The following is a 17,247-nucleotide window of genomic DNA, read 5'->3' as shown; positions in this document are numbered from 1 at the left end:
GGGGGATCGCGCTCCGCCGGCGGCGGGCCGGCGTAGCGCGATCAGGGCACCCCGCACGCAGCGCGCTCAGCGGACCAGGGCACCCAGCAGCCGGTCCAGCTCCGCCGCCGGCTGACCGTCGACCCGTCGAACCACAGCACCCGGGACGCCAGCGCGGTGGGGTGACATACCGGATCCCGGTGCCCGACGGAGCGCGAGCCCACCCTAGCCGGCACCCGGCCGAGGCCGCCCGGCCCTGCTCCTGTTCACGACCGTCGCGGCGAATGCGCCCCCGCCGCCCGGGTAGGCACGTCGTGACCCACGAGAGGAAGGACGAACCATGCGACTGACCGAACAGCAGGTCCGCTCGCTGTACGGGCAGGACGTCCAGGACCGCTCGGGTGCGAAGATCGGCAGCGTGGGCCAGGTGTGGGCCGACGCCGCCGGCGAGGCGACCTGGGTCAGCGTCCAGACCGGCACGACGGGCCGCCAGGAGTCGATGGCCCCACTCCAGTCGGCCCAGGTGCGGCAGGACAACGTGAGCCTGCCGTACGACAAGGCGACGGTGCGCGGGGCGCCCAGCGTCGAGACCGGCACCGACGAGCCGCTGAACGCGCAGCAACTCAGCCAGCTCTACGCGCACTACCAGCTCCAGCAGCCGGGCCAACGCCCGGAGGGGCCGGAGGTGACCCGCTCCGAGGAGCGGCTGCTGGTCGGCACCGAGAGCGAGCCGGCTGGAACCGCCAGGCTGCGCAAACACGTCGTCACCGAGGACGTGCACACCACCGTCCCCGTGGAGCACGACGAGGTGCGGATCGAACGCGAGCCGATCGCCCCGGGCGACCGCCGGGCGCGGGCCGGGATCGGCGACGAGCAGCGGGAGATCCCGCTGCGCGCCGAGCACCCCGTGACCAGCAAGGAGCAGGTTCCCGTCGAGCGGGTACGCCTGGCCAAGGACGAGGTGGTCGAGGACCGGCCCGTCGACGATCGGGTGCGCCGCGAACAGGTCGACGCGGACGTACCGGAACGGGCCCGTCGCCGCCGCTGACGCGACGACCGACGCAGCCCTCGGGCGGGCGGACCTCGGTGGTCCGCCCGCCGACGCACGGGCCCGACCGCTGTCGGTGCCCGGTCCTATGCTGGCCGTCGACCGGATGAAAGGCGGCTGACCAGTGGCAACGAGCGACGCGGGGAGACGGACATCGGCGGCACCGGCCGGCTCGGCGCGGCTGACCGGCCCGGAGGCGCTCGCGCTGCGGATGACCAGCCTGCTGCTTCGCCCACACCCCACCACCCGGCCCACCGACGTGACCGGGGTGGTCGAGTGGTTCGGCGCGATGCAGGCGCAGGACGTGGCGAGCGGCCTGTGGTCGCTCGGGCTGCGGCTGCCCGGCTGGACGCAGGCCGACGTGCACCAGGCGCTGGAGCGCCGGGAGGCGCTGCGCACCTGGCCCATGCGCGGCACCGTGCACCTCGTGCCGTCCCGGGACGCCCGCTGGCTGCTGGAGGTGACCGGCGTGCGGGCCCTGGCCGGGGCGGAGCGGCGGCGGGCGTTCCTCGGGCTCACCGAGGCCGAGGCCGACCGGGCCGCCGACGTGCTCGGCGAGGCGCTGGCCGGCGGCCTCCGGATGACCCGGGCGGAATGCCTGGGCACGCTCAACGCGGCCGGCATCGAAACCACCGGCCAGCGCGGCTACCACCTGCTCTGGTACGCGGCCCAGCGTGGCGTCACCTGCATCGCCCCGCACATCGGCACCGAACAGACGTTCGCATTGCTCGACGAGTGGGTGCCGGACCCGCACCGCCCCGACCGCGACGAGGCGCTCGGCATCCTGGCGGTGCGCTACTTCCGCAGCCACGGCCCGACCACCCGGCAGGACTTCGCCGGCTGGACGGGCCTGACCGCCGCCGACGCCAAGCGGGGCATCGCCGCCGCCGGGGCGGCGCTGACCACCGTGTCGGTGGACGGGGTGGAGGCGGTGGTCGACCCGGCCCTGCTCGACGCGCCCCGGTCCCCGGTCGACGACGTGCACGCGCTGCCCGGCTTCGACGAGTACCTGCTGGGCTACAAGGACCGGTCGCTGATGCTCGACGAGGCGCACAAGCAGGCGATCATCCCCGGTGGCAACGGGGTATTCCAGTCGACGGTGGTGTGCGGCGGGCGGGTGGTCGGCACCTGGAAGCGGACGCTGGGCAGGACCCGGGTGAAGGTGGCGGTTCGCCCACTGGCCGACGTCGACGCCGACAGCCGGGCGAGGGTGGGGGTGGCCCTGGAGGCGTACGCGACGTTCGTCGGGCTCCCGCTCGCCGTCGAGTGGGCCGCCGGCACTTCATGATCGCTCTCTTGATCGACTCGATGTCACTGACGACGCGCTGTCCCGGCGACCCGAACCCGCCAGGTCAGTGACCTGGAGTCGATCAAGAGCGGCCGGGGTGCCGCGGCCCGCCCCGGTGCCCGCCGTCGGGCGACCGGGGCAGGCCCGAGCCAGCACGGTCAGTCGGCCAACGCGCCGGACGACCGCCCCTCGTGCAGGGTCAGGTTCCGGCCCGTCGACGGGTCGAACAGGTGGATCTTCTCCAGGTTGAACCAGACCCGCCGGCTCTCCCCCTCGCGTACGGCGGACTCGGCCGACAGCCGGGTGACCAGGCCGGCGCCGCCGCCGCTGAAGTCGGCCCCGGCGTCGGCCGCCAACTCCTCCAGCTCGGCGGCGCTGGCCCGCTCCCCCTCGACCGTGAAGTAGACGTACTTGTCGGAGCCCATCGACTCGACGATGTCCACCGGCGCCTCGAACTCCAGCCCCCGGCGGCGGGTGTCGTCGTCGACCAGCTCGGCGTCCTCGAAGTGCTCGGGGCGGATGCCGAGGATCAGCTCGCGCGGGGCGTCGCCGGTCTCCAGCCCGCGGCGGATCCGGTCGCCGATCGGCACGTCGCCGACCGCCGTGCGCAGCTTCCCGTCCTGCACTGCGGCGTGCAGGAAGTTCATCGACGGGGAGCCGATGAAGCCCGCGACGAACAGATTGCGCGGGTGGTCGTACAACTCCTGCGGCGGCCCGACCTGCTGCACCGCGCCGCCCCGCATGATCACCACCCGGTCGCCGAGGGTCATCGCCTCGGTCTGGTCGTGGGTGACGTAGACAGTGGTGGTGCCGAGCTGCTTCTGGAGCCGGGACACCACCGTGCGCATCTGCACCCGCAGCTTCGCGTCCAGATTCGACAGCGGCTCGTCCATCAGGAACGCCTTGGGCTGGCGGACGATCGCCCGGCCCATCGCCACCCGCTGCCGCTGGCCGCCGGAGAGGTTGGCGGGCCTACGGTCCAGCAACGGGGTCAGCTCCAGCACCTTGGCCGCCTCCTCGACCTTGGAGTTGATCGTCTCCTTGTCGAGCTTGGCCAGCCGCAGCGGGAACGCCATGTTCTCCCGGACGGTCATGTTCGGGTAGAGCGCGTACGACTGGAACACCATCGCGATGTCCCGGTCCCGGGGGGCCTTGTCGTTGACCCGCTGGCCGCCGATGCGCAGCTCACCGGAGCTGATGTCCTCCAGCCCGGCGATCATGTTGAGGGTGGTGGACTTCCCGCAGCCGGACGGGCCGACCAGGATGACGAACTCGCCGTCGGCGATCTCCAGGTCCACGTCGCGCACCGCGACGGTCCCGTCCGGGAACCGCTTGCCCACCTTGTCCAGCACGATGTCAGCCATGACTACACACCTATCCCTTGACTGCGCCGGAGGTCAGGCCGGAGACGATGCGGCGCTGGAAGAAGAGCACGAACAGGATGATCGGAACGGTGATCACCACGGCGGCGGCGCAGATCGCCCCGGTGGGATCCTCGAACTGCGACTCGCCGGTGAAGAACGACAGCGCCACCGGCACCGTGCGGGCCCGTTCGGTGGAGGTGAGCGTGATGGCGAACAGGAAGTCGTTCCAGCAGAAGATGAAGACCAGGATCGCCGTGGTGAACAGCCCCGGCGCGGCCAGCGGGGCGATGACCCGCCGGAACGCCTGGCCCTGCGTCGCGCCGTCCATCTTCGCCGCCTTCTCCAGGTCCCACGGGATCTGCTTGAAGAACGCCGACAGCGTGTAGATCGCCAGCGGCAGCGCGAAGGTGATGTAGGGCAGGATCAGCCCCGGCCAGGTGTCGAACAGCCCGAGCTGCCGCTCGATCTCGAACAGCGGCGACACCAGCGACACCTGCGGGAACATCGCGATCAGCAGGGAGACACCGACGAGCAGCTTCTTGCCGGGGAAGTCCAGCCGGGAGATCGCGTACGCGGCCATCGCGCCGAGCACCACCGCGATCGCGGTGGCGATCAGGGCGATGCCGATCGAGTTGGCCAGGGCCCGGACGAACTGGTCCGTCTCGAAGATCGTCCGGTAGTTGTCCAGCGTCCACTCCCGGGGCCAGAACCTGCCGTCGGTGAGGGTGCCCCGGGTCTTGAACGACAGCGAGGCGATCCAGAGCACCGGGACCAGCGCGAAGACGACGACGATGACGTCCAGCAGGCCCCAGCGCAGCTTCGCCCGCGTGGTGGTCTCGGCCATGTCAGCGCCTCTCCGAGTCGTCACTGCCCGGGGCAGCGGTGCCGAACAGCTTCACGAAGACGAACGCGATGACCGCCACGGTGAGGAAGATCAACACCGACATCGTGGACCCGATGCCGAGGTTCAGCCCCCGGATCAGGTTGTTGTAGGCGAGCATCGACACCGACGAGGTCTCGTTGCCGCCGGCGGTCAGCACGAAGATGTTGTCGAAGACCCGGAACGCGTCCAGGGTGCGGAACAGCAGGGCGACCAGGATCGCCGGCTTCATCACCGGCAGCATCACCTTGGTGAACCGCTGCCACCCGGTCGCGCCGTCGGTGGAGGCCGCCTTCAGCAGGTCCTCCGGCACCAGCGCCAGGCCGGCCATCAGCAGCAGCGCCATGAACGGCGTGGTCTTCCAGATCTCCGCGAGCATGACGATCGCCAGCGAGCTGGCCCGCTCGGTCAGCGGCGCGCCGTCGCCGAACAGGTTCGCCAGGTAGCCGGTGCCCGGCGTCCAGGCGTACCGCCAGGAGAACGCGGCTACGACCGTGACGATCCCGTACGGGATCAGCGCCGCCGTGCGGACGATGCCCCGGCCGACCAGGGTCCGGTGCAAGATCAGCGCCAGGCCCATGCCGAGCACCAGCTCGACCGCCACGGTGACCACCGTGATCAGCGCGGTCACGCCGAACGCCGTCCACCAGAACTCGTTGGTCAGCACGGTCCCGTAGTTCTCCAGCCCGACGAACTCGCGCTGGTCGGGGAAGCGCAGGTCGAAGCGCTGCAACGACAGCCAGACCGAATAGCCGATCGGGTACGCCGTGACCAGCACCATGACCAGCGCGGCGGGGGCGCAGAGCAGCCAGCCGAGCCTGCGTTCGGCCTTCTTGTTCTCGCTCAGCGGTGCCCTGCCCCGGCGGCCGGCCCGCTGGGCGGGCACCTCCGGCCGCCGGCCGGTCCCGTCGGCCGCGGCCCGCGCCCCGGGCGCGGAAGCGTCGACGCTCACGGCAGCACCCCCTTCGACTCCAGCGCATCGGCGATGGCGTCACGCAGCTCGTCGGCCGTCCGCTCCGGCCTGATCGCCGACGGCGGCGACAGGATCGCCGACATCACGGTGGAGATGCTCTGGTACGCCGGGGTCAGCGGACGCGTCCCCGGCTCCTTCAGCTCCTCCAGGATGGTCTCCTTCATCGGGTACGCCTCGTCCATCTCCGGGTCGTCGTAGACCCGCTCGATGGTCGGCGGCACGCCGTCGTTGACCGCGGAGAACTTCTGGTTCGCGGCGTTGCGGACGCACCGGGCTGCCTCGAAGGACTCCGTCGGGTGCTTCGAGTACGCGCTGACGGCCAGGTTCACCCCGCCGATGGTGACCTTGCTCGGGGTGTCGGCGTCGATCCCCGGCACCCGGGCCCACTTCACCTTCTTCGCCAGCTCCGGGTCGGCCTCCTGCAACGCCGGATAGACGAAGGGCCAGTTGACCTGGAACGCGCCGTCGCCGGACTGGAACTCCAGCCGGACCGGGTCCTCCGTGGCGTTGCTGAACGACGGGGAGGTCACGCCGGAGGCGGCGAACCGCTGGAGCTGGTCCAGCGCCTTGACGGTGCCGGCGTCCATCACGGCCCTCTTGCCGTCGTCGCTGAGGATCTGCCCGCCGGCGCTCTCGGCCAGGGTGTTGTAGAGGACGACCAGGCCCTCGTACTGCGCCCCCATGGTGAGCACCTGGTACGGCTTGCCCTGGGCCTTCAGGTCCTGGGCGGCTCTGATCATCTCGTCCCAGGTCTTCGGCGGCTGCCGCACCAGGTCGGTGCGGTACCAGAGGAGCTGTACGTTGGTGTTCTTCGGCGCGCCGTACAGCCTGTCCCGGTAACGGGCCGTGTCGAGCGGCCCGGCGAGGGTGCCCTGCTCCACCTCGGCCTTGTCCTGCCCGGTCCACTCCCGGATCCAGTCGGCGCTGGCGAACTCCTGCGTCCAGGTGACGTCGAGGCCCAGCACGTCCATCCCGGTGTCCCCGGCGGCGAGCCGGCGGACGAGCTGCACCCGCTGGTCGTCGGCCTGTCGCGGCAGCACCCGGTACGCGATCTCGTAGCGCCCCCGGGCCTGGGCGTTGCAGTCGTCGACCACCTTCTGCAGGTTCTGCTCGGGTGGGTAGTACAGGTTGATGGTGGGCGTACCGCCGTCGTCGCCGGAGCCGCACGCGGCCAGCGGCGCGACCAGCGTGAGCGCCGCGGTGGCCGCCGCCAGCCGGGCCACCGGTCGGCGCCGACGTCGGGCCGGATCTGTCATCGCCCTCCCCCTCTCTTCGGCGAACGGCCGGGGAAGCTCGCCCGTGCCCCGGCGCACGGCGGAACGGTCCGGAGCGGGCCACCACCGGCCCCGTCCCGGGCGCGCTTCGTGCCCGGAACACTGCCCGACCTGCGCAGCCGCGAAACCTGAGGGCGACGCCGCCGCCACGGAGCTGCTGGCGGCCGGAGCCCGGCTGGTCCGCGAGCCGGACGTGGAGGTGAGCTGGTGGGTGCTGGCCGACCCGGAGGGCAACGAGTTCTGCGCCTTCGCGCCGCGCCCGAGGTCCTGAGCGCCGGTCCGTCGCCCCGGCGCGCCGACACGTGACCGGCGATGCTACCCAGCGTCCGCCGGTTCGACTAGCGTTTCCCTGGCGTTCCCCCACTCCGCTGCCAGCGCGTCGCCGTCGAAGTCGATACGCCTCCGGCCGGACGCTGCCTGCCCGATCGGTGGGTAATCGAGCGAACCCCCGCCGCCGGTCCACCGGTTGGGCAGGATCGTTGACGACGAGGAGGTGCCGTCGTGCAGGACACCCGCGCTCTCGCCCTGACGTTCGAGGTGAGCGGCCTGCCACCGGTGAAGACCGAAGCCCTGTCCATCTTCGCCGCCGGGCACCGGCAGGCGGCGAGGGTCCGGACCCTGCTCCTGGCGGCCTGCTCGGCGGCCCAGCGCACCGGCTGGACCCCGCTGGACGGGTCGGTGGAGGTGGAGGTGACCCTGCGCTGTCCGCCGGGGCACCGCACCTCCGACGCCAGCACCCTGCTCGGCGGGATCTGCGCGGTGCTGCAGGACAAGAAGCGGGTCGCGACGATCGGCCTGACCCACCTCGGGGTCCTCGCCGACGTCGCCCTCTACACCGACGACCGGCAGATCCGCCGGCTGTCGTACCTGGAGGAGCCGGCGGAGGAGTTCTCCTACCAGGTACGGGTGGCCGCCCTGCCGGCCAGGGTTTGACCGACGTCCACGGTGGGGTACCGCGGACGCCGACGAAGGGAGCGCCGATGTCGGAGCCACATGTCACGCTCGACCCGAGCGGGCTCGACCCCGTGCAGCAGAAACTGCGGGGTCCGCTGGAGGATCAGCTGACCTCGGCTCTACAGGCGGCCACCGAGCGGATCCGGGCCAGCTACGCGGGCGAACCGGTCGAGCAGGTCTGCCAGCGGCTGCTGGACGAGACGCGGTCCGGGCTGCACCCGGACATCGCCGCCGGCTTCCAGCCGGACATGGACGAGTTCTGCCGGGTCGCGGTGGCGATCGTCCGGGGCGAGATCTCCTGACCCGCGGTCGCGGTCGCGGGCGCCGGCCTGCCCGGGACCGGTGGCGTCGGCCCGACGGGCCGGCACGGGTCAGGACCGGGTCCGCAACTCCCCGGCCCTGACCCACCAGCCGTCCGGCATGGCAGCGGAATCCGCCGCGAGGAGCGCGTGGGCGCGGCACGCCGCCCACGCCGGGCTCAACGCGACGGGCCAGCCCGCTCGCACTCAGCTCCACGGTGCCCCACCGCCGGACTTCGGCGCGCTCGTGATTCACCCCGAAGAGCCGCGAGCGCCGGCCCAGGTTAGGCCCGTCGCCGCAGGTCGGACAAGGTTCTCCCGCTGCCCGGCGGGGTGATTGATGTCAAGGCTGAAAACCGGCATGTCCCCGTAACACGGTCAGCGCCCCCGGCGCTGTTCCCACCGGGAGCGGGTCCGTCCGGGGGCGTTCGGCAAGGACCGGACGGCTGGCTCAGAAGTGCCGGAGCAGGTCCGGGAAGGTGGCCAGCCGGAGCACCCCGGTGTCCGTCGGGTCCAGGTCGTCGTGCTCCAGCACCCAGGTGTTCTCGTTGGGGATGAACACCGCCCGCATCCCGGCCGCCCGCGCCGGCAGGATGTCCGACCTCGGGGAATTGCCGATCATCCAGGCGTCGGCCGGGTCGATGTCGTGCTCTCCGACCAGCCACCGGTAGGTCTCGGCGTCCTTCTCCCGCACGATGTGCGCGGCGTGGAAGTGGTGCAGCAGCCCGGACGCGTCCAGCTTGCGCTGCTGCTCCGCCAGGTCACCCTTGGTGAGCAGCAGCAGCCGGTGCCGCCCGGCCAGCGCGTCGAGCGTCTCGGCGACCCAGGGCATCAGCTCGACCCGGTGCGCGACGAGCGCCTCGGCCAGCAGGTCGATCTCCCGGCGCTCGGCGTCCGTGGCGGGGCGCTCGCGCAGCCGCTCCAGGCACTCACCCAGGCTGCGCAGGAAGACCTTGCTGCCGTACCCGTGGACGGCGGCGTTGGCCCGCTCCACGTCGTCGAGCACCTTCCGGATCTCGACCCGGTCGAGCGTGGGGTGGTCCAGCCAGTCGAGGTAGTCGTGGATCACCCGCTCGAACAGCACGTTGTTCTCCCACAGCGTGTCGTCGGCGTCGAAGACCAGCACCTGCGCGTCCCGGCGCTGCCCGGTGGCGTGTTCCATCGCTCTTCCCTTCCGCACGGCCCGGGACACCGTACTGCCGGCGCCTGGACGGGGGCCGGCGGGTCAGCGGCGCAGGGTGAGGATCAGGTCGGCGACCAGCGCCGTCCAGCCGGTCTGGTGCCACGCGCCCAGGCCCGCGCCGTTGTCGCCGTGGAAGTACTCGGGGAAGCAGATCAGGTCCCGCCAGTCCGGGTGGGTCTGGAAGAGCTGGGCGGCCCCGTAGATCGGCCGCCGGCCCCAGCCGTCCCGGGTGAACAGCGCGATCAGCCGGGCGGAGAGGTCGTCGGCGATCTCGTCGAGGGTGCGCTTCACCCCCGACCTGGTCGGGTACTCCACCTGGAGGTCGTCGCCGAAGAACGCGGCGTAGTCGCGCAGCGCGCTGATCAGCAGGAAGTTGGTCGGCATCCAGATCGGGCCGCGCCAGTTGGAGTTGCCGCCGAACAGGCCGCTGGTCGACTCGGCCGGCTCGTAGCCGACGCTGAACTCCTGCCCGCCGAGGGTGACGGTGAACGGCTTGTCCAGGTGGGCGCGGCTGAGCGTGCGCAGGCCGTACTCGGAGAGGAACTCGTCGGGGTCCAGCATCCGGGCCAACAGCCGGACCACCTGCTCGGGGCCGACCATGGACAGCAGCCGCTGCTGGCTGCCGTCCGGGCCGATCCGGCGGGTGCCGATCACGTCGGCGTACTCGGGGCGGTTGGTGAGGAACCAGCGCAGCCGGGCCCCCAGCTCGGGCAGCCGGCGCAGGGTCCGCGCGGTGAGCCGGGTGGTGGCGGCCAGCGGCAGCAGCCCGACCACCGAGCGCACCTTCAGCGGCACCTGGCTGCCGTCGGCCAGCCGCAGCACGTCGTAGAAGAACGCGTCCTCGTCGTCCCACAGCCCCTGCTCGTACGCGGCGGCGGCGATGTAGGCGAAGTGTTCGAAGAACTTGGTGGCGGTGTCGGCCCAGGTGCGGTCGTGCTCGGCCAGGACGACGGCGATGTCGAGCAGGTTGAGCGCGTACATGCCCATCCAGCCGGTGCCGTCGGACTGCTCCAGCACCCCGGCCACCGGCAACGCCGCCGAGCGGTCGAACGGGCCGACGTTGTCGAGCCCGAGGAAGCCGCCCTCGAAGACGTTGTTGCCGCCGGTGTCCTTGCGGTTGACCCACCAGGTGAAGTTGAGCAGCAGCTTGTGCATCACCCGGGTCAGGAACTCGTGGTCGCGGGAGCCGTCGATCTCGAAGACCTTCAGCGCGGCCCAGGCGTGCACCGGCGGGTTCACGTCGCCGAACGCCCACTCGTACGCGGGGATCTGCCCGTTGGGGTGCAGGTACCACTCGCGGAGCAGGAGCAGGACCTGCGACTTGGCGAAGCCCGGGTCGACCCGGGCGATGCTGACGCAGTGGAAGGCCAGGTCCCAGGCCGCGTACCAGGGGTACTCCCACGGATCCGGCATGGAGATCACGTCGAAGCTGGTCATGTGCCACCAGTGGCTGTTGCGCCCGTGCCGGCGGCCGGCCGGCGGGGGCGACGAGCCGGGGTCGCCCTCCAGCCACCGCTTGACGTCGAAGTGGTAGAACTGCTTGCCCCACATCAGCCCGGCGATGGCCTGCCGGGCCACGAGGGCCTCGTCGGCGGTGGCGGCGGCCGGGACGACACTGTCGAAGAACCGGTTCGCCTCGGCCCGCCGGGCCCACACCACCGCGTCGAAGCCGTCCCCGAGGTCGGCCCGGGGCGGCGTCGTGTCGCCGGGCGGCGGGGCGGTGCGGGTCAGCCGCAGCCGGATCTGACGCTGCCCGCCGGCCGGCACGTCGAACACGTAGTGCAGCGCGCCCTTGGTGCCGACCCGGTCCGGGTTGACCGTCGGCGCGCCGTCGACCACGTGGTCGTTGATCCCGTCCTTCGGGTACGCCGAGCGGCCGGGCAACCCCCACAGCCGCTCGGCGTTGGTGTCGTTGTCACACAGCAGCGGGACCGGGTCGCCGTCGCCCTCCAGGAGGATCTGGCCGAGCACCCAGTGCTCGCCCACCAGCCGGGCGGCGGAGCCGGAGCCGGCGGCGGAGCCGACGATCCGGGGCACCCGGTCCCCGCCGGGCAGTCCCCACGCCCAGGTGTTGCGGAACCACAGCGACGGCAGCACGTGCAGCCGCTCGTCGGTGTCCCCCCGGTTGGCGACGGTCACCACGACGCACATGTCGGTCGGGGACGCCTTGGCGTAGTCGACGCTCACCGCCCAGTACCGGTCGTCGTCGAAGACGCCGGTGTCGACCAGCTCGTACTCCGTGTCGTCACGACCGCGCAGGGCGTTGACGGCGACCAGCTCGTCGTACGGGAAGGCGGCCTGGGGGTAGTGGTAGCGCCAGCGCATCCAGGAGTGGGTGGGCGTGGAGTCCAGATACCACCAGTAGTCCTTGACGTCCTCGCCGTGGTTGCCGCCGTCCCCGCCGAGGCCGAACATCCGCTCCTTGAGGATCGGGTCCCGGCCGTTCCACAGGGCGAGCGCGAAGCAGAACGTCTGCCGGTCGTCGCAGACGCCCGCCATGCCGTCCTCGTTCCACCGGTAGGCTCTGGACCGCGCGTGGTCGTGGGGGAAGTAGTCCCACGCCGTACCGTGCTCGCTGTAGTCCTCCCGTACCGTCCCCCACGCCCGCTCGGACAGATAGGGACCCCATGCGCGCCAGTCCTGCTCCCCCGAGTCGGCCTGGGCCAGCCGGAGCCGTTCAGCGTCGGCTGCGGACGCGGTTGCGGGGGGCACGTCGGTGATCACGTGCCTATCTTCGACGCCGCCGGGGTACTTCACCACAGCGGCCATTCTCGTCGTGGCGTGTTACACCTCGCGGCTGGTGGAGGAAAGTTGATCGACATTCGTTTCGGCCCCCAGGTGTGCGGGGAGCTGACCGGCGGGGCCACCAGGGAGTGGCTGGTCCCGGACGGCCTGGGCGGGTACGCGATGGGCACCGTGTGCGGGCTGCGCACCCGGCGCTACCACGGGCTGCTGGTGATCCCCGGCCAGACACCGGCGTCCCGACGGATGGGACTGGTCAGCCTGGACCCGACGGTCACCCTCCCCTCCGGGGCGCGGCTGCGCCTCGGCGCGCACGAGTGGTCCTCCGGCGACGTCGACCCGCGCGGCTTCGAGCTGCTGGAACGCTTCGACCTGACCGACGGCCTGCCTCGCTGGCGGTGGCGCGTCGGCGATGTGGTGATCGAGCGCGAGCTGGCCATGGCGTACGGGCGCTCGTGCGTGGCCGTGGTGCACCGGCTGGTCGCCGGCGGTCCGGTCCGGCTGGACCTGTCGGCGGCCTGCACCTGGCGGGACGCGCACGGCGAGCGGCGCGCGGACGGCCCGGCGCCCCGGGTCGAGCCGGTGGACGGCGGCGCCGTGGTGGAGGACGCGTTCCGGCTCGCCGGGCCGGGCTGGGCCCCGGAGGGCCAGTGGTGGGTCGGGGTGCACCACCGCGAGGAGGAGACCCGGGGCCTGCACCCGGACGAGGACGTGTGGCACGCCGGCCGGTTCTCCGGTGCCCTGGAGCGCCCCGGCGACACGGTGTCGGTACTGGCCTGGGCCGGCGACCTGGCCGCCGAACCGCCCCCGGCGGAGGAGATCGTCGCGGCGGCCCGGCGGCGCAACCGGCGGGTGGTGGCGCGGGCCGCGCCCGCCGACGCGGTCGAGGCCACCCTCGCGCTGGCCGCCGACGCGTTCGTGGTGCGCACCGCCGCCGGCCCCGACGTGGTCGCCGGCTACCCCTGGTTCGGCGCCTGGTCGCGGGACACGATGACCTCCTACGAGGGGCTCTTCCTGAGCACCGACCGGGCCGACGAGGGGCGGGAGCTGCTGCGGGCGTACGCGGCGACCCTGTCGGAGGGGATGCTCGCCAACACCGCCGACACCGGGCGGGTGGAGTACAACACCGTCGACGCGACGCTGTGGTTCCTGCACGCGGTGAGCCGGCACGTCACCATCACCGGCGACACCGACCTCGGCGACGAGCTGCTGCCCGCGCTGCGCGGGGTGGTCGACGCGCACCTGGCCGGCACCCGGTACGGCATCGCCGTCGACCCGGCCGACGGGCTGATCACCCAGGGCGGCACCCCGGACACGGCGCTGACCTGGATGGACGCCCGGGTGTACGGGGTGCCGGTCACCCCGCGCACCGGCAAGCCGGTGGAGGTCAACGCGCTGTGGGTCAACGGCCTCGCGGGGCTGGCCGAGCTGACCGAGCTGGCCGGCGCCGATGCCGACGGGCTGTGGCGGCTGCACGCCCGGGCCACCGCCTCGTTCGCCGGCCGCTTCCCCTCGCCGGCCGGCTGGCTGCACGACGTGGTGGACGCGCCCGCGCCCGCGTACCCGCTGGGTGGGGCGCCGCTGCACGACGACGACCTGCTGCGGCCGAACCAGTTGCTGGCCTGGTCGCTGCCGTACGCGCCGCTGGAGCCGGACGAGTCGACCCTGCGCCGGGTGGCCGCCGGGCTGCTCACCCCGCTCGGGCCGCGCAGCCTCTCCCCCGACTGCCCCGGCTACGTCGGCCGGCACCGGGGCGGCCCGGCCGAGCGGGACGGCGGCTACCACCAGGGCACGGTGTGGCCGTGGCTGCTCGGGCCGTACGTGGACGCCGCCCGGCGGGCGAAGCTCGACGTCGACGGGTTGTTCGTGGGCGTCGACGCGCACCTGACCGAGTACGGGCTGGGTTCGGTCAGCGAGACCGCCGACGGGGCGGCGCCGCACGGCGCAACCGGCTGCCCGTTCCAGGCGTGGTCGGTGGCCGAGGTGCTGCGCGCCCGGCGGGTCCGCCGGTAGCGCTCTGCATCCCGGCAACGGTGACGTCTCCGCTGGTTATCCGGCCGGGGGCCGGATAGGTCCCCGATCCAGGGCGCGTCGTCGGCATCCGGGCTGCGGGTGGTGATCGCCGGCGACGGCCCTGCCCGCACAGCGACCCGGACGCGCCCGCCGGCGCGGTCGACCGGCTCCTCCGGCGACGAGGTCTTCGCCCGCCGGGTGGCCCGCCGGGCCCGCACCATGGTCAGCGAGCGGTACGGCTGGGCGACCATCGCCGCCCACACCGCGAGCAGCTACGCCGCGGCCCGCCGCGAGCACGACACGTTCCAGGCCCGGCGGGCGGCGAGCCGGCTGGCCGCCGGGCGGGCCCGGATCGTCATCCCGGAGGGGAACCTGCTGACGGCCGGGCCCGCGGCCTGCTGACCGTTTCCCGGCCTGTCGTCCGATAGGTCGACGCCGATCCGCTGGCTATGGTGTACGTCGCGGCCAGCGGAGGAGAACGGTGCAGCAGGTAGTGATCGCCGGCCGGTACCTCCTGCTCGACCTCGTGGGTCGCGGCGGGATGGGCCGGGTGTGGCGGCGAGAGACGACGTGCTGCACCGCGACGTCGCGGTCAAGCAGGTCGTCCCGCCGGCCTGGTTGTCCGACGACGAGCGCGACGAGCTGCGCCTGCGCACCCTGCGGGAGGGCCGGACGGCGGCCCGGCTGAACCACCCCAACGTGGTCCGGGTCTACGACGTGGTGTCGGTGGGCGACGACCCGTGGTTGATCATGGAGTACGTCCCGTCCCGGTCGTTGCAGAACGTGCTGGACGCGTCCGGGCCGGTGTCGCCCCGGCAGGCCGCGGTGATCGGGCTGGCGCTGCTGGCCGCGCTGCGCGCCGCGCACCACGCCGGGGTGCTGCACCGCGACGTGAAGCCGGCCAACGTGCTGATCGCCCACGACGGGCGGGTCATGCTCACCGACTTCGGGCTGGCCGTGTTCGACGGCGGGGACGGGGCGATGACCCGGCCGGGCCTGGTGCTCGGCTCGCCGCAGTTCGTCGCCCCGGAGCGGGCCGCCGAGGGGGCGCTCCAGCGTGGAGGCGGATCTGTGGTCGCTCGGGGCGACCCTGCACTCGGCCGTCGAGGGCCGGTCCCCGTACGCCCGCAGCACCGCGATGGCGACGCTGAGTGCCCTGGCCACCCGGCCGCCCGACGCGGCGCCGCACGCCGGCCCGCTGCGCCCGGTCCTGGCCGGCCTGCTGCGCCGCGAGCCGCGCGACCGCACCGGCCACGACGAGACGCGGCGGCTGGCCTCGGCCGCCACCGGGATCGGGCAGCCGTGCCCCCTGGCCCTCGCCGCGCCGGCCGCGGTGCTGCCACCGGACCTCCTCGACCCGGACAGCGTCCCCGGACCGTCCGGCCCCGCCGGCCCGGCGTCCGCCGGCGGGGGCCCCGACACCTTCGCCACCTGGGCCAGCGGCACCCCCGGCGCCGCTGGCCGGGGCACCGCCGGCCCAGGTGGCGATGCGGCCGGATCGGGTGGCCGGCGCTGGCCGTTGGCCGTGGCGGCCGGGGCGTTCGCCGCGCTCGCCGCGGTCTCCACCGCGATCGCGCTCGGGCAACGCGAGCACGAGCGGGGGGCGCCGCCGGGGACCGGGGCCGGGCGACCGGGAGCCGAGCCCTGGGCGGGGCCGCCGGGCGCGCCGCCGCCCGACGGAGGCGTACCGCCCCCGCCCTTCCCCTGCCTGCGGCCCTACCCCGCCGGCAAACCCGCCCCCACCGTCTCCCCCGCCCGGGGCGAGCGGCTCCGGCTGCCGGTCGGTTGGCGCTGGTACGCCGACCCGGCCGGGTTCCGGCTCGCCGTGCCGCCCGGCTGGCGGCACTACCGGCAGGGGGTCGCGGTGTGCTTCCAGGACCCGACGGCCCGCCGGGTGCTGACCGTCGCCCCGGCGGGCGATCCCGCCGCCGCCGCACTGACCCGACTACGGTCGAACGAGTGGCGCGCGCTGGACGCGGGCGCCCTGCCCGGGTACGCCAGGATCCGGCTGGAGACGGTCGCCGGCCGGGGAGCGGAGTGGGAGGCCACCTGGGACGCCCCGTACGGGGCCCGGCTGCGCGCGGTGCAACTGATCCCACGCGAGGCCCGGGCGTGGTCGCTGGCCTGGAGCGGCCCCGACGCGGACTGGTCGGCCGGCGCGACCGAGCGGAACAGGGTGCGGGTCAGCTTCCGGCCCGGCGACCCGGGCTGAGCGCCGGTCCCCTGCCGAGATCCGCCCCCGGTTCGGGTGGGGCGCGCCGGACGGGGAAGTGTCGGATCCCCCCGGTACGGTGCCCAGGGAGGCGACGCGCACCCGCCGCAGCCCGACACCGTCCCCTGTGGACCGTCCGGGTGATTGCCCTCGGGCGGCGGCTCTGCCAGAGTGGCGTAGTTTGTCGATCAAGATCCCTGGGGAGGGCGAGGCGTCATGATGGGACCGTCCCACGCACTGTCCGGCGCGGCGGTGTGGCTGACCGGGTCCTGGGCGCTCGACCAGTTCGCCGACTACCACCAGTCGCCGCTGGCACTGGCGGTCGGCACCGCGGTCTGCGCGGGCGGGGCGCTCTTCCCCGACCTCGACCTGTCCGGCAAGGTGACCCGCAACCAGGGCGGCGCCACGGTGGCCCGCACGTTCGGGGTGTTCAGCCTCTTCGTCGCCGAGGTGATGGAGAAGATCTCGCTCGGCGTCTACTACGCCACGAAGCTGAGCAAGGACCCGCGGCGCAACAACGGCCACCGCACCCTGACCCACACCATCCCGTTCACCGTGCTGGTCGGCTGGGGCACCACCACGTTGTGCGCGGCGTACGGCAAGTGGGCCGTGGTCGGCATCCTGTTCTTCATGTTCGGGCTGGCCCTGCGCGGGCTGTTCGACCGGTGGGCCGAGCGTGCCGGCTGGGTGATCGTGACGCTGACCTCGGCCGCCGCCGCCTGGTACACCTTCGCCAACCTGCCCGGCGACCGGGGATACCCGCTGATCGGGCTGGCCGTCGGGGTGGGCTGCTTCGTGCACATCCTCGGCGACATGATCACCCGGGCCGGGGTGCCGATCCTCTGGCCGATCCCGATCAAGCGCCGGATGTGGACGATGGTCGGCCTGCCGAACAGCATCGCCCTGCGCACCGGCAGCAAGGCCGAGGTGATCGTGCTGCGCGCCGCGATGACCGCCGTCGCCGTGCTGGCCGCCGTAGGCCTGGTCGCCCCCTCGGTGCTGCGGAAGTTCAACATCGAGATCTGACCGCGCCCGGGC

Annotated in this window: 15 protein-coding genes and 1 pseudogene; 10 read left to right on the top strand and 6 right to left on the bottom strand. The window is 73.2% G+C overall.

Annotation, left to right across the window (positions count from 1 at the left end; all coding sequences use genetic code 11):
• Window positions 1–319 precede the first annotated feature (319 nt).
• Window positions 320–1,027, top strand: coding sequence for a YsnF/AvaK domain-containing protein (locus tag OOK41_RS13320; protein ID WP_266264961.1), 708 nt, complete (start codon window positions 320–322; stop codon window positions 1,025–1,027).
• Between the two features lie 211 nt (window positions 1,028–1,238).
• On the top strand, window positions 1,239–2,315 hold the full coding sequence (locus OOK41_RS13315) for a winged helix DNA-binding domain-containing protein (RefSeq protein ID WP_266267809.1): 1,077 nt from the start codon (window positions 1,239–1,241) through the stop codon (window positions 2,313–2,315).
• Between the two features lie 158 nt (window positions 2,316–2,473).
• On the opposite strand, the gene OOK41_RS13310 is transcribed toward OOK41_RS13315, so the two are convergent.
• The 4 genes from OOK41_RS13310 to OOK41_RS13295 are packed head-to-tail and all read right to left on the bottom strand — an operon-like array spanning window position 2,474 to window position 6,788.
• Window positions 2,474–3,679, bottom strand: coding sequence for an ABC transporter ATP-binding protein (locus OOK41_RS13310; protein ID WP_266264959.1), 1,206 nt, complete (start codon window positions 3,677–3,679; stop codon window positions 2,474–2,476).
• Between the two features lie 10 nt (window positions 3,680–3,689).
• Window positions 3,690–4,523 carry a carbohydrate ABC transporter permease gene (locus OOK41_RS13305; RefSeq protein WP_266264958.1) on the bottom strand — a complete coding sequence of 278 codons (834 nt, stop codon included), beginning with the start codon at window positions 4,521–4,523 and terminating at the stop codon, window positions 3,690–3,692.
• Between the two features lies 1 nt (window position 4,524).
• The gene (locus tag OOK41_RS13300; protein WP_323136162.1) at window positions 4,525–5,511 is read right to left on the bottom strand and encodes a sugar ABC transporter permease; all 987 of its coding nucleotides are present in this window, start codon (window positions 5,509–5,511) and stop codon (window positions 4,525–4,527) included.
• Complete coding sequence (locus OOK41_RS13295; RefSeq protein WP_266264956.1) at window positions 5,508–6,788, bottom strand: ABC transporter substrate-binding protein; 1,281 nt, start codon at window positions 6,786–6,788, stop codon at window positions 5,508–5,510. Before OOK41_RS13295 ends, OOK41_RS13300 begins: the two co-directional genes overlap by 4 nt.
• 43 nt (window positions 6,789–6,831) lie before the next feature.
• Here OOK41_RS13295 and OOK41_RS13290 point away from each other — a divergent pair, with 43 nt between their 5' ends.
• From OOK41_RS13290 to OOK41_RS13280, 3 genes are all read left to right on the top strand, one after another.
• Window positions 6,832–7,077, top strand: a complete 246-nt coding sequence (locus OOK41_RS13290) for a VOC family protein (protein WP_117669604.1) — start codon at window positions 6,832–6,834, stop codon at window positions 7,075–7,077.
• 230 nt (window positions 7,078–7,307) lie between these two features.
• On the top strand, window positions 7,308–7,739 hold the full coding sequence (locus OOK41_RS13285; RefSeq protein WP_117669605.1) for a hypothetical protein: 432 nt from the start codon (window positions 7,308–7,310) through the stop codon (window positions 7,737–7,739).
• A gap of 47 nt (window positions 7,740–7,786) precedes the next feature.
• A complete protein-coding gene (locus OOK41_RS13280; RefSeq protein ID WP_117669606.1) occupies window positions 7,787–8,062 on the top strand; it encodes a hypothetical protein in 276 nt (91 codons plus the stop codon).
• 448 nt (window positions 8,063–8,510) lie between these two features.
• On the opposite strand, the gene OOK41_RS13275 is transcribed toward OOK41_RS13280, so the two are convergent.
• Window positions 8,511–9,221, bottom strand: a complete 711-nt coding sequence (locus tag OOK41_RS13275) for an HAD family hydrolase (protein ID WP_266264954.1) — start codon at window positions 9,219–9,221, stop codon at window positions 8,511–8,513.
• A 63-nt stretch (window positions 9,222–9,284) separates the two neighbouring features.
• Window positions 9,285–12,011, bottom strand: coding sequence for a glucosidase (locus OOK41_RS13270; protein ID WP_266264953.1), 2,727 nt, complete (start codon window positions 12,009–12,011; stop codon window positions 9,285–9,287).
• Between the two features lie 42 nt (window positions 12,012–12,053).
• Here OOK41_RS13270 and OOK41_RS13265 point away from each other — a divergent pair, with 42 nt between their 5' ends.
• The 5 genes and pseudogenes from OOK41_RS13265 (at window position 12,054) to OOK41_RS13245 (ending at window position 17,235) form a co-directional block, all read left to right on the top strand.
• Window positions 12,054–13,997: an amylo-alpha-1,6-glucosidase gene (locus OOK41_RS13265; RefSeq protein ID WP_266264952.1), complete on the top strand. Its 1,944-nt coding sequence runs from the start codon at window positions 12,054–12,056 to the stop codon at window positions 13,995–13,997.
• 102 nt (window positions 13,998–14,099) lie between these two features.
• Complete coding sequence (locus OOK41_RS13260; RefSeq protein WP_243639808.1) at window positions 14,100–14,399, top strand: hypothetical protein; 300 nt, start codon at window positions 14,100–14,102, stop codon at window positions 14,397–14,399.
• Window positions 14,400–14,549: 150 nt separating this feature from the next.
• Window positions 14,550–14,978: pseudogene (locus OOK41_RS13255) on the top strand (protein kinase); the annotation flags it as partial.
• Between the two features lie 76 nt (window positions 14,979–15,054).
• The gene (locus tag OOK41_RS13250; RefSeq protein WP_266264950.1) at window positions 15,055–16,209 is read left to right on the top strand and encodes a hypothetical protein; all 1,155 of its coding nucleotides are present in this window, start codon (window positions 15,055–15,057) and stop codon (window positions 16,207–16,209) included.
• Between the two features lie 216 nt (window positions 16,210–16,425).
• Complete coding sequence (locus OOK41_RS13245) at window positions 16,426–17,235, top strand: metal-dependent hydrolase (protein ID WP_117669611.1); 810 nt, start codon at window positions 16,426–16,428, stop codon at window positions 17,233–17,235.
• Window positions 17,236–17,247 lie beyond the last annotated feature (12 nt).

This window comes from Micromonospora sp. NBC_01655 (assembly GCF_026339755.1).
In the GTDB taxonomy this organism is placed as follows: Bacteria; Actinomycetota; Actinomycetes; order Mycobacteriales; family Micromonosporaceae; genus Micromonospora.
This window is presented reverse-complemented; position numbering and strand designations above follow the sequence as displayed.